General features: G+C 61.1%; 11 protein-coding genes. 5 read left to right on the plus strand and 6 right to left on the minus strand.

The window, feature by feature from the left end; genetic code table 11:
• The first annotated feature begins 135 nt into the window (after positions 1-135).
• Together DTW89_RS16840 and DTW89_RS16845 are read left to right on the plus strand one after the other, a co-directional pair.
• Positions 136-1,962 (plus strand): TniQ family protein, encoded by a 1,827-nt coding sequence (locus DTW89_RS16840; protein ID WP_161555647.1) that lies wholly within the window; start codon positions 136-138, stop codon positions 1,960-1,962.
• Positions 1,963-2,000: 38 nt separating this feature from the next.
• A complete protein-coding gene (locus tag DTW89_RS16845) occupies positions 2,001-2,807 on the plus strand; it encodes a metallophosphoesterase (protein WP_114656761.1) in 807 nt (268 codons plus the stop codon).
• A 50-nt stretch (positions 2,808-2,857) separates the two neighbouring features.
• Here the strand turns inward: DTW89_RS16845 and DTW89_RS19350 are convergent, their stop codons facing one another.
• Positions 2,858-3,982 carry a hypothetical protein gene (locus DTW89_RS19350; RefSeq protein WP_147277673.1) on the minus strand — a complete coding sequence of 375 codons (1,125 nt, stop codon included), beginning with the start codon at positions 3,980-3,982 and terminating at the stop codon, positions 2,858-2,860.
• Positions 3,983-4,636: 654 nt separating this feature from the next.
• Here DTW89_RS19350 and atzF point away from each other — a divergent pair.
• Together atzF and DTW89_RS16865 are read left to right on the plus strand one after the other, a co-directional pair.
• Positions 4,637-6,424, plus strand: a complete 1,788-nt coding sequence (gene atzF, locus DTW89_RS16860; protein WP_114656764.1) for an allophanate hydrolase — start codon at positions 4,637-4,639, stop codon at positions 6,422-6,424.
• A 91-nt stretch (positions 6,425-6,515) separates the two neighbouring features.
• On the plus strand, positions 6,516-7,199 hold the full coding sequence (locus DTW89_RS16865) for a GntR family transcriptional regulator (protein WP_114656765.1): 684 nt from the start codon (positions 6,516-6,518) through the stop codon (positions 7,197-7,199).
• 43 nt (positions 7,200-7,242) lie between these two features.
• On the opposite strand, the gene DTW89_RS16870 is transcribed toward DTW89_RS16865, so the two are convergent.
• The 4 genes from DTW89_RS16870 to DTW89_RS16885 form a co-directional block, all read right to left on the minus strand.
• Positions 7,243-8,058: an alpha/beta hydrolase gene (locus tag DTW89_RS16870; protein WP_114656766.1), complete on the minus strand. Its 816-nt coding sequence runs from the start codon at positions 8,056-8,058 to the stop codon at positions 7,243-7,245.
• Positions 8,058-8,858 (minus strand): ABC transporter ATP-binding protein, encoded by an 801-nt coding sequence (locus DTW89_RS16875; RefSeq protein ID WP_114656767.1) that lies wholly within the window; start codon positions 8,856-8,858, stop codon positions 8,058-8,060. The genes DTW89_RS16870 and DTW89_RS16875 overlap by 1 nt, the downstream gene beginning before the upstream one ends.
• A complete protein-coding gene (locus DTW89_RS16880) occupies positions 8,851-9,657 on the minus strand; it encodes an ABC transporter permease (protein ID WP_114656768.1) in 807 nt (268 codons plus the stop codon). Before DTW89_RS16880 ends, DTW89_RS16875 begins: the two co-directional genes overlap by 8 nt.
• A gap of 190 nt (positions 9,658-9,847) precedes the next feature.
• On the minus strand, positions 9,848-10,747 hold the full coding sequence (locus tag DTW89_RS16885) for an ABC transporter substrate-binding protein (RefSeq protein WP_236637184.1): 900 nt from the start codon (positions 10,745-10,747) through the stop codon (positions 9,848-9,850).
• Positions 10,748-11,317: 570 nt separating this feature from the next.
• Between DTW89_RS16885 and DTW89_RS16890 the strand changes: the two genes are divergently transcribed.
• On the plus strand, positions 11,318-11,719 hold the full coding sequence (locus tag DTW89_RS16890) for a YkgJ family cysteine cluster protein (protein ID WP_114656770.1): 402 nt from the start codon (positions 11,318-11,320) through the stop codon (positions 11,717-11,719).
• A 160-nt stretch (positions 11,720-11,879) separates the two neighbouring features.
• Here DTW89_RS16890 and DTW89_RS16895 read toward each other — a convergent pair.
• The coding region (locus DTW89_RS16895) for a hypothetical protein (protein WP_114656771.1) at positions 11,880-12,148 on the minus strand (269 nt) is incomplete at its 5' end.

Raw genomic sequence — 12,148 nt, forward strand, 5'->3', positions numbered from 1 at the left:
AAGGGCGGAAATCGGGCCTCAGCGCCCCGCGAACTGCCCAAATGGGCCGCGCGAGAGGCATAAAAGTCCAAAAAACTGCGTCATCCAGGTTTGCGCGGAAATTTTCGACGGCTTGTTCAGCGTAGCCCTAATATCGTGAAACTCGTCCAAACATTCGGCCCCAAACCCGATGAATCGGCATTGGGCTATTACCGTCGACTTTCTGCCAGCAACTCGCTTTGGAACTGGCGGGAGCTTGCGCGCATGGCGCAGGTGTCGCCATCACGCACAGGAATTCTGGGGCGACCCGACTACATGGCCCAAGTACTTGGCATCGACCCGGCCTGGACTGCTCAGGCATCACTGCGAGAAGACAGTGCCCGCCAATGGCGGGGACTCCATCGCTCAGCACATGACGCGGTCTGCCCAGAGTGCATCAAAGAGTCCGCCCATCTTCGCGCGCACTGGGAACATGCGTATGCGGTTGCCTGTTCCCACCATCGCATTCAACTGGTCGACCGTTGCAGCGCCTGCACCGAGATGCTGTCGTCTTCGAGGGAGCGCATCGAGCAGTGCCAGTGTGGCCAGGACTTGCGACAACTGCCTGTGGCGCCCGCAACCAAGGCACAGCTGTGGCTGGCGGGACTTCTTGCAAGTGAGGGCACGACAACCATGGGCGTGGAGCCTCAGGTCGAAGGTGTTCCCATAGCTGCGCTGAGCAAGCTGGTTCGTACGCTATGCCTGCTGGCTGAGCCTGACGCGCCCAACCCCAGGCGCAATGCAGCGGCACCGCAGGCAGTCCAGGAAGCTGTGGAGTTTTTAGGTCCCGTGGACGACTTGCTGTCCGACTGGCCTGTGGGTTTTGAAGCCCATGTGAGCGAGCGCATCGCTGCGGGAGATGCGCAAGCGCGAACGCTGAACTCCTTGTTGGGTCGGTGGTATCAACAGCTCAAGGCTGTTTGCGCAGTGGGCCCGCTTCAGCCGTTCATGGCGTGCGTCATGAAAGTGGCGGCATCGGAATTCGACGGCATCCTCGGTCTGGATGCAGCCGGCTCGGTCGCTGGTGAGAGCAATAGCCATATGCTGCTCAAGCAGGCCGCCAAGCAACTTGGGGTGAGCCGAGACCGGCTGCTGAGTCTCGTGGCCGCTAACCAGCTACAACATCGCACCCGGCGGTTTGGCACGAGAGGGGTGGCTTACGAAATTCCCATCTCCGAGGTAGACCGTATTCATGCCGCTCGCGTTCGCTGGGTTAGCGAAGCCACAGCCTGCGAGGCCCTGGGTGTACCTCCCGCAGTGCTCGCGCAAATGGTGGCTGCAAACCTGCTCATGGCTGACCCAGGTTGGCGCGCCGACATCCTCAAGTCAGGGCCTGTGGAAGGGCAATCAATGGAACGCCTGGCCACAGTTCTGAAATCCCATCAACGCAAGACGTCAGAAGGCGGTGAACGCATCGCGCTCAAGGAATTCACCAGTCGGCGCATGGGAGACAAGAAAGCCATACAGGCAGCGTTGCAGGCCATCTTGAGAGGAGGGATTGCGTGCATCGGTGGGGCGGAGAAGGTTGGGGGACTCCAGTACCGGCTCTCCGATGTCCGACAACACTTCAGCACCCCCATCCTGGAGTCCGGGTTGTCGGTGCACCAGTTGGCCAAGCTCACTGGCTGGAAGTGGGAGAGCGTGAGCTACTGGATAGACGAAGGCTTGCTCGATTCAGTCCCAGTCGTGCTTCGTGGGCAACCGTGCCGCGTAGTGCTGCCAGAGCACCTCATCAAGTTCCACAGTACCTATGTTCCTCTGACGACTCTGGCTCATTCGCTCAACGCCCGTTCGTCTGAGCTCCTAGAGCGCCTGGGAGGCATCGAAACGCTCGGCGGAAAGCCACTGGCAAGTGGTGCGGTCCGCGGAGCGCTCGTTCGCCTTTCGGACCTCGCGCAGGCCGCGCTGCTTCCGGGCCTTCGAGAGAAAACAAGCGCTGCCTGAGCTGTCGATTCACAAGCGCAATCGGAAAGAGCTTCCATATGAAAATTCAACTTGCTTCGGACCTGCACCTTGAACACCTGGCTCGCCGGTTCCCGGGCGAAACGCTGATTCGCCCCACACATCAGGCCGATGTTCTGGTTCTCGCCGGTGACATCGGTCACGCGGCAGACGCAATTGCTTTGTTTGCCAATTGGCCCGTCCCCGTGTTGTACGTACTGGGCAATCATGAAGCCTACAACGGCTGCATCGATTCCGTCCTGGACGAGCTCAAGGCCGCATCGTGTGGCACATCGGTCAGATTTCTGGAGCGCGAAGCTGTCGATTTTGGTGGTGTCCGCTTTTTGGGTTGCACGCTTTGGACAGACTACCGACTGCAATGCGGGCTCACCCAACTCCAGCTCATGGAAAACGCGCAGCGCTGCCTCAACGACCACAGGCTCATCTGGACCCTGAGTGGAGAACTGTTTTCGCCCGTGCACGCGCTACGGGACCATGAAATTTCAAGGGCATGGCTTGCCAGCGAACTGGCTCGCGACTACGACGGGACGACCGTGGTTATCACCCACCATGCGCCACACCCTCTCTCGGTTCACCCCCGGTACGCAGGAGAACCTCTCAACGCTGCTTTCGCGAGCGACCTGACTGAGCTTATGCAGAAGGCAGACATCTGGCTACACGGCCACGTGCACGACTCTTTTGATTACGAAGTTTCGGGTTGCAGAGTGGTCGCGAATCCTCGTGGATACGCTCGAAATCTCTCATCGGCAGCGCGTGCGAATTCTTTGCAGTTTGAAAACAGTGGTTTCAAACATGCCTGCGTCATCGACGTAGGTCCTCATCGCTAGTGCTCACCACACCAATCTAAAAGACGCATGCTTTTGCACTTTGTCGCGCCCTATTTCAGCGCGTCGCCAAAGTAGCCGCCGCCATGCGAACTTGATGCAATTCCAGATTTGAGGCGCTCAACCCGTCTTGTAGTGGGGTCGACTTTGGATGCGATTCGTTGTGCCAAATCGAGCCAGTCCTTTGCAGGCTGAGCAAGGGCGTTCCTGTCGTCTGCGAGCTGTTCGTGCACACGTTCTAAGTACGCTGAAATCAGTTGACTCTCGCGAAACGCCGCGGCCTCGGCGAGCAGCTTCAGTTTGAAGTCTTCAACAGCGCGAAGGTCGCGTTGTATTTCTTCACGCCGCCTGGCTTCTTCTTCCCAACGACGGTGCTCTGCTTCACGTGCAATTGCGTGCCGCCTGGTTGCGGCGGCAGCCTCAACAAGCCCGTGCACAAAATCCCCGAGCTTCTCCGTCAACGACGCAGTCTTTCCGTCCGTCCAGCGCTTGCGACCCGAGAAGTCTCCTTCGATTTCAAGACCGAATTTGCCGGTGAATGTGTAGACATACTCTTTTCCGTCCCAGCCTTTGTAGTATTTGTCGCTGACCACATGCTGCTGACGGGTGTATTGCTCTACGAGTTTGAAGTGGACCCGCTCGCCGTCATGCTCAACCTGCAGGCATTGCTCTCCCTTGACAAGCTTGGCGCCTACGCTTGGCAAAGCACCTTCGATGGCGTAGAGAATCTGGCATGCCGACTCAACGGCCCCGGCACTGAGTCGGCATTCAAAGAACGCAGGACCTGCACTTCCAACGAAACCGTAGGCATCTGGCTTGTCTTTGGGGAGTCGCTTCCTCGTGGCAGCGGTGTAAGGGCCAAACTGCTCTGGCAGCTTAGCGGTCGGGACCACCACCGCAACGGAAGGCAAATCTACCCGCAGCTTCTGGGCTGGCTCCGACGCGCGAAACCGTGCGGCATCCAATTCAATAAGGACCGGGGCTTTCTGAGGGAGCGCTGGCTTGGGGATGACCTTGCCGTGCTTGATTTTTGTCCAGTAGCCAACCGGTGGAAGCGGTACCGCGTGCTTGCGGCATGCTTTGGCCAGCCCCACATCCGAGATATCGAATTCTTTGGCCAATCTGGTGACCGGGGTCTCCCAAACCCGTCGGTACAACTCTTCACGGTCGATTTTCACTGCAACCTCCATGTTCACTTGAACAACCCAACCGCCGCTGCAGAGGCGGGGCAGAAATTCGCCGAGCACCTGCTTGAGGCGAACTTCAGTGGTTGATTCTCGTATGCGCCACGGACGCCTCCGCATCATCTGACGCGTTTGGGTTGCGCGAACGAACCAGATGCAACACCGGACTTAAGGTTGTATAGTTTCCTACCTCATCCGAAAGCGATACCGACCATCGCGTGGGCCGTCCTTGGCTTCCACTTCATGGGTGAGTTGGATTTTTTGGATGCTGTTTGTGGGCTGAGCAAGAACTGAGCGGAAGTGTTTCTCACCTTATGGATACCGGCTTCTCAACTTTTGGTTCCAGAACCGTCGTAAGGTCTTGATTTGAAAGAACCGTGATTCTCTGCTTTTGGGGCTACCTACAATAAAAATCGCAGCTGCTTACGCCCATGTAAACAAAGGCTTGGAGCCCCATAAGGCTCCGAGCCTTTTCTTTTTCTGGCTGTCCCAATTTACCCCTGACACACACCGCATCCTGCTTAGCGTCATGGGCGACAACGCGGCCCACCTCGCAATAACTTCCCCAGGGACAACGCGCTGCGCGCGCCCGAATCTGGCACACATCCTGCTTTAACCCAGCATCTTGTATACATCTAGGTATTCATCATGCTGATTGGCTCATTTGAAGATTGGAAACGCGCATACGAAAAAGGGGCGGACCCTGCAGTGTTGCTGGAGCAGCAACGTGCGGGCTTTCCCCCTGGTGACGTGGCCTGGATCAGCGTGGCCACGGCCGCACAGCTGCAGGCGCAGGTGCAGCAGCTCAAGGCCCTGGAACAGTCGGTTGGGCGCGATCAGTTGCCGCTGTACGGCATTCCGTTTGCCGCCAAGGACAACATCGATGTGGCGGGCTTCGCCACCACGGCAGCCTGCCCGGCATTTGCCTACGAGGCCACGCAGGATGCGGTGGCCGTACAGCGCATGAAGCAGGCGGGTGCCATCGTGCTGGGCAAGACCAATCTGGACCAGTTCGCCACCGGCCTGGTGGGTGTGAGATCGCCGTATGGGGCGGTGCCCAACACCTTCGATCCCTCCCTGGTGTCCGGGGGGTCCAGCTCGGGTTCGGCCTCCGTGGTGGCGCGTGGTCTGGTGCCTTTTGCGCTGTCGACCGACACTGCGGGATCGGGCCGTGTGCCTGCGGGTTTCAACCAGATTGTGGGACTCAAGCCCACCCCTGGTGCCGTCAGTGGCACCGGTTTGGTGCCCGCCTGCCGCACGCTGGACTGCATTGGCATTCTGGCGTTGAACGTGGCAGATAGCGCTTTGGCGCTGTCCATCATGGAAGGTCCAGACGCGCGGGACGCCTATTCGCAGGCCCGCCCAGTCATCCCCAAGCACCTGCCCCTAGCGCAGCTGCGGGTGGCCGTGCCCGCCGCACGTAAGCTGGCGGCCGATTACGAACTCGCGTTCACGCACTATGTAAACCGTTTGCAAGCTCAGACGGCCAGCGTGCAGACCCTGGCGTTTGACACCTTGTTCGAAGTGGCCAGGCTGCTGTATGAAGGCCCCTGGGTGGCCGAGCGGGTGGTGGGCGCGCGCAGCATTTACGAGCAGCAACCCGAAGCCCTGCTGCCCGTGATTCGGCAGGTGCTGGACGTGCATCAGCGCTTCAATGCAGCCGATACCTTTGCCGCGCAATACCAGCTGCAGACCCTTAAGCAAGAGGCCGAAAAGATATGGCAAACCTGCGATGTGCTGTGCGTGCCCACCGCGCCGCGCCACCCCAGCATGGCCGATTTGCAGGCAGAGCCGTTAGCAGCCAATTCCGAGCTGGGCACGTACACCAACTTCGTGAACCTGCTGGGCTGGGCGGCCATCGCCATTCCTGCCGCGCAGCTGCCCAGCGGTTTACCGTTTGGCATCACCTTGATTGCGCCCGGCTGGCGCGAACCCGATCTGGTCCGCTGGGCGCAGCAGTTGGAAGCCCAGACCCAGCTGACCGCGGGCGCCACAGGGCGGCCCACACGCACCCTGGGCGCACTGCCGGGCTGGCACGTGCCCACCCAGGGCGAAACCATTGCGGTGACCGTGGTCGGAGCCCACCTGTGCGGCATGCCGCTGAACCACGAGTTGCTTGCCTGCGGTGCGCGCTTTCGCGAAGCCACGCACACGGCCCCCCACTACCGCCTCTATGCCCTGCAAGGCACAGTGCCCGCCAAGCCCGGCCTGGCCCGGGCGGCCGAGGGCGCGGCGATTGCCGTAGAGGTGTGGGACATGCCGATTGCCACCCTGGGGCACTTCGTGGCCGGTATTCCGGCACCTCTGGGCATTGGCAGCGTCACGCTGCAGGATGGACGCAGCGTCAAGGGTTTTATCTGCGAAGGTGCGGCCCTGGCGAATGCCCAGGACATCACCCATTACGGGGGTTGGCGTGCGTACTGCATGGCCCTGTGATCCTTTGCCCCTGTGGTGCAGGCGCGCACCCTGATTTGGCACGCCATGCACCAGAAACCACTTCACAACGCACCCTCACCAGGAGACACCTGTGGCACCCACCAGCCTCGCCAACACGGCCTACGACAAGCTGCGCCAGGCCCTCGACAATTTTCACTACATTCCCGGTGACCGCTTCAGTGAAAGCGAAGTGGGCGCACAGCTGGGCATGAGCCGTACCCCCGTGCGCGAAGCCCTCATGCGCCTGCAGCGCGAAGGCTATATCTCAGTTACGCCCAAGATGGGCTGGGTAGTCAACAGCATCGACTTTGCCGTGTTCGAGCAGCTGTATGACGTGCGCGCCGTGCTGGAGTGCGCTGCCGTGGACCTGTTGCTACTCGCACCGGACCTGGAGCAACGTCTGTCCGCACTGTGCGCCCTGTGGTGCGTGCCGCCGCAGAACCGCCTGACAGACCCGCAAGCGGTGTCCCGCATGGATGAGCGCTTTCACATCGATCTGGTGGAGGCCAGCGGTAATCAGGAGATGGCACGCATACACCGTGACATCACGGATCGCATCCGCATCGTGCGGCGCCTGGAATTCACGCGCTGCTATCGCATCGATGTGACCTACGACGAGCACAGCCGCATCCTGCACGCCCTGCTGCAGCACGACGGCCTGCAGGCCAAGGTGCTACTACAAAAGCACATCTGCGTCAGCCGCGACGAGGTGAAGAACATCACCTTGCACACCTTGCAAAATGCCAAGCCAAAAAAGGCGGGAACGACCGCCTGATATGCGCGGACTTCTAGGAAAAACCGGACTCGCAGTCCGTTATTTATCTGCCGCCCAGCGCCAGCAAGGCCTGCAGCGCCACTCCCTGCGGGTCGGCCAGGGCGTTCAGGATGCTGAAATGGTCAGCCCCCTGCACTGCCAGACAGGTGCCAGGCGCGGCACGGCGATGCTGGGCCAAAGCCAGACTTTGCGCCTGCAACTGAACCAGTTCGGCCGTTCCATAGGCCAGCATCAGGGGCTTGTCCGCCACCGGCAGGCGCAAGGGGCTGAGCTGTGCCACCTCGGCCTCCGTCAGCTGCAGGGCATGGTTCAGGAAGGTGTGGCGCACAGGCTCCAACTCATAGATGCCGCTGAGGCCCAACCCCGCTACCACACCGTCACAGGCCAGGCCCATGGCCGTCAGGTGCCCGCCCGCCGACCAGCCGCACAGCAGTATGCGGCCACTGCCGCCGGCCGCCAACGCTTGCTGGCGCACGGCGGCGATGCCTTGCTCTACCTCATGCACGATCTGCGTGAGGCAGGCCTGGGGCGCCAGCGTGTAACCGATCAGCGCCGCATGCACCCCGTGCTGCAACGCACCTTTTGCGACAAAGCGAAAGGTGTTCTTGTGCCGCATCTGCCAATAACCGCCATGGATGAACAGCATCGTGGGCGCACTGGCATCGCCCGTCCAGTAATCCAGCAGCTGGCGTGGCAAAGGGCCGTAGGGCAAATCCAGCAGCGCCTGGGGATGTGCCGCAAGGGCCGCGCTGCGCACTTCAAAGTCCGCTAGTTGCTGGGCGCTATTGGCCACGGCCTTGGTGTTGTCATAAGCCGCATCCCGCGCGCCCTGGGGCAGGTCGAGCAAGGGGTCCAGCATCAGGCGGCTTTCGCGTGGTAGGCCACATGGCTGCTAAGCATTTCAGTCAGCTCCTGGCGCACCCGGTTGAACTCGGGCTCGGTGATGCATCGGGGACGCCCCAGCGGGATGCGGTAATCGCGTTCCACACGGCCGGGCCCGGCAGTCATCACCACCACGCGGTCGGCCAGCAGCACTGCCTCTTCCACGGCGTGGGTCACAAATATGACTGTCAGCCTGGTCTTGGCCCAGATGTCCAGCAGCTCTTGCTGCAGCACCTCGCGTGTTAGCGCATCCAGGGCGCCAAATGGCTCATCCATCAGCAGCACTTCGCAGTCGTTGGCCAGAGCGCGCGCGATTGAGACGCGCTGCTTCATGCCGCCCGAGATCTGATTGGGGAAGTGGTCGGCAAACTTGGTCAGCCCCACCATGTGCAGGTAATGGTCCGCAATCTCCTTGAGCTTGGCGTCCGGCAGCCCGCGCTGTTTGGGGCCGAAGGCGATGTTTTGGCGCACAGTGAGCCAGGGGAAAAGGCCGTAGTCCTGGAACACCATGCCACGGTCCGGTCCGGGCTCGCTGATGGGGGTGTGGTACATCTTGGCAGCGCCGGTGGAAACGCTTTCAAAGCCGCCCATGATGCGTAGCAGCGTGGATTTTCCGCAGCCCGAGGCGCCGATCAGGCAAATGAATTCGCCCTTCTGAATCTTCAGGTTCACATCCTTCAGCGCGTAGAAGGGGAGGCCATTCAGGCTAAACACCTTGCTGACGTTGCTAATGTCCAGGATGGGCGCAGGGGTGCGGTGGGCAAGGATCTCAGACATTGTGTTGCGGGCTCCACTTGAGCAGACGGTTGTTGAGGGCGACCAGCAGGCGGTCGGTGACAAAGCCAGTGAAACCGATGACCACCATGCCGGCAATAACCACGTCGGTGCGCGAGAGCATGCGGCCGTCCATGATGGCCGCGCCCAAACCTTCGGGCACACCGGTCATCTCGCCCACCACAATCAGGAACCATGCAATGCCGTGGCCCAGGCGCAGGCCGTTGAAGATGGAGGGCATGGCTGCGGGCAGCACCACTTGGCGGAACATGGAGGCACCCTTGCAGCCCAGCATTGCGGCGGCTTCAAACAGGCGCGGCTCCACCGACTTCACGCCGAAGGTAGTGTTTATGACAATGGGAAAAAACGCCCCCAGGAACACCAGGAAGATGGCGGCGTTGGGCCCGACGCCAAAGAAGATCATGGACAGGGGCAGCCATGCCGTGACAGGCACGGGACGCAGCATCTGCAGCGTGGGGTCCACAAAACGGCGGATGGCGGCGTTCTTGCCGATGACCAGCCCCAGGGGAATGCCCACCAGCGCGGCCAGCGCAAAAGCCCCATACACCCGCGTCATGGACTGCAGCCAGTGGGTCGGCAGGGTTTCGCTGAAGGCATCGTCGTAGATGCCCCCAAAGGCGAAGTCCCAAAGCATCAGGCCCACGGCCTGGGGCGAAGGCACCAGCATGGTCCCTGTGGCGCGCACCGCCACGTCCCAGGCCAGCAGCAACAGCAGGGGCAGCACGGCGGGCACCAGCCATGTCGTCATCCAGATACGGGCCGCGCTGGGAAGGGGCGGCATGACCAGTTCCGCAGAGGCAGGGGCGACGTGGCTGGCGGGGGCTGCAGCAGGTACAGTCGGGGCCGCGGTCGCACGTGCGTGGAGGTCCAGGGTAGAAGAAGGCATGGCAGAAATTCCGAAAACTGGCAGGGGATGCGCAGCACGCATCCGGCAGCGCTGGCTGCGCCGCGCGCAGCCAGGCTGGGCGGGCTTACTGGGGGTTGAAGCCAGTCACGATGAAACTGCTGTATTCGGGCAGCTTGCGGATCTGCTTGCGCTCGAGCATCAGCGAGCCGTAGTACTTGCTGCGCGTGATCCAGTCTTCATCGATCTTCCAGGTCAGCTCCACGTTGTCGGCCGCCAGATTGGCCACATCGGCGGGCAGGCCCAGCTTGGCTCCGGCCATCTGCACCAATTCTGCACGGTGGGCCATGGCGTATTCGGAAGCCTTGCGGTGGATCTCCAGGAACACCTTGGTCAACCCCGGATCCTTCTTTACAGTATCGGCATGCGCGGTCATCACCATGTTGACCTTGCCGGTGGGCGTGCTGTAGGGGAACTCCAGCACCTTGCCCACACCACGAATCACGCTGATGGAGGGGCCGGGCTCGGCGCCGACAAAGGCGTCGATGTCGCCGCGCTCCAGCGCACCGGCCATTTCGCTGAAAGACACCCGCACGGACTTCACGTCCTTGAGGGTCATGCCCTCTGCCTTGAGGCGGTCCAGGAACACCGCCTCCTGCGTGGAGCCCGGCAGGATACCGATGCGCTTGGCCCTGAGCGCCTTGAAGCTGCCAATGCCTCTGTTTTTGCCCACCACAATCGCCATGCCGCCATTGCAGGTGGGGGCGACGATGACCACGGGCTCGCCTGCTGCCGCGCCCAGCGTGGCTGCGGCCAGACCGTAAGTACCGAAGTCCACCGACTTGGTTACCACGGCATTCTTGCCATCGGTGGGCGTTTCAAACGGAATGACCTCAATCTTGTAGCCCGCGGGCGTGAATTTGTCGTAGAAGTAGGGCGTGATGCCGTGGATGAGTTTGAGTGTGCCCACCTTGATCACCTTGTCTGCCGCCTGTGCGGGCGTGGCTATGGATAGGGCCAGAGCCAAGGCGGAAGAGGTCAAAGAAGCAAGCAGGAGACGGCGAGGCAACATGGGGTTTCCTTAATTTAACAATGGCTGTGACAATCAGGAATTGCTTGAATACATCCTTGTACACAAGCAACACGCACTCAATAAAGCAAGTGTTGTGCCAGTTTTTTGGTAGGTGTTTTTGCGTCAAAAGCCTGTCATGCGCCAACAAAATCCCGCATATGGGTTACTTGGCACCATTTGTGCCCAGTCCTGCATGCGTCGTGCACCAGACTTGCATGCCTTCCAGCACAACCAGACACCGGTTGGCGAAGGGGTACGTGGCGGGCAGCAACACCAGCCCATCTGCGCTTGGATATGGCAGCACCTGTCACATAGGTTTGCGAGCGTCCTCGCACAGTCTGCGGACTGAGCGGCTATAGTGCCGGGCGTTGACGCAGCGCTCCTGGTGCAAACCTGGCAAATCGCATCGCAGCCTGTGCTTGCCAAAAATCCGTCTTCAATATTTTTCGATTGCAGCGGGTGCAAATCTCAGCGCCAAATGCTCAAATTTTCTTCAAGGCTTTGCCAAGACCTGCGCCCCTCCGCATGAAATCCCCCATCTCCATCGTCGACGTAGACCGCCTGGACATCTGGTCCCGCTACCGCGCTGGCTTGTGCGACACCTGCGCGGCCAACTGCTGCACCATGCCGCTGGAGGTGCAGTTGCCCGACCTGGTGCGGCTGGGGTTGGTGGATGCGTTTGAGGCCGAGCATGAGGAGCCGCGGCAGATTGCCAAGCGGCTGCAAAAGGCGCGGCTGATTGACCACTTCAACCACAAGAATGTGGTGTTCACCATGGCACGGCGGGCCAGTGGGGACTGCAATTTTCTGCACCCCACCACGCGGCTGTGCACGGTGTATGAACAGCGGCCCGACACCTGCCGCCTGCACCCGCAAAAAAAGAGCCCCAAGCCGGGGTTTTGTGCCTACGGGCGACGCGTGGCCTGATTGACTGACTGACCGATTGTGGGGGCGCAGCAGCGGCAAGGTTGCATGGCGCGGTGCCGTCCAACCGCAGCGCGGGCCCTCGCAGCGCATGCGGCTTCAATGTCAAAATGGCCTCTAGCGCTTTCTGCATAAGCGCTATCAGCTATTAATTTAATAGCATTTATGGGCGTGCTGGCTTGTGGCCCACGCGGTGGGCGCGCAGGTCCTGGTCGGTGTCCTGCAGCCCGCGCTCTACATCGCGGTAGGCCTGCTGCATCTGCGGGTCTGGCTCGCCATGGGTCATGTCCACCGATTCATCGCGCTCGTGGGGCAGCTTGGGGGCTTCTGGGTCTTTGGCGGGGTCGGTCTTCAATGGCCCTTGGGTGGCGGGCCCCGGCATCTGGCGCTTGGTGGTGTCTATCGACGGCTCGGGCCCGGTGGGGCCTGGGA

This window comes from Acidovorax sp. BoFeN1 (assembly GCF_003345135.1).
GTDB classification, from domain to species: Bacteria; Pseudomonadota; Gammaproteobacteria; order Burkholderiales; family Burkholderiaceae_C; genus Acidovorax; species Acidovorax defluvii.

Bases quoted from the DNA above. Each gene is read 5' to 3' on its own strand.
- atzF (WP_114656764.1), top strand. From the start codon at position 4,637: ATGCTGATTGGCTCATTTGAAGATTGGAAACGCGCATACGAAAAAGGG.
- DTW89_RS16880 (WP_114656768.1), bottom strand. From the start codon at position 9,657: ATGCCGCCCCTTCCCAGCGCGGCCCGTATCTGGATGACGACATGGCTG.
- DTW89_RS16870 (WP_114656766.1), bottom strand. From the start codon at position 8,058: ATGCTGGACCCCTTGCTCGACCTGCCCCAGGGCGCGCGGGATGCGGCT.
- DTW89_RS16890 (WP_114656770.1), top strand. From the start codon at position 11,318: ATGAAATCCCCCATCTCCATCGTCGACGTAGACCGCCTGGACATCTGG.
- DTW89_RS16875 (WP_114656767.1), bottom strand. From the start codon at position 8,858: ATGTCTGAGATCCTTGCCCACCGCACCCCTGCGCCCATCCTGGACATT.
- DTW89_RS16845 (WP_114656761.1), top strand. From the start codon at position 2,001: ATGAAAATTCAACTTGCTTCGGACCTGCACCTTGAACACCTGGCTCGC.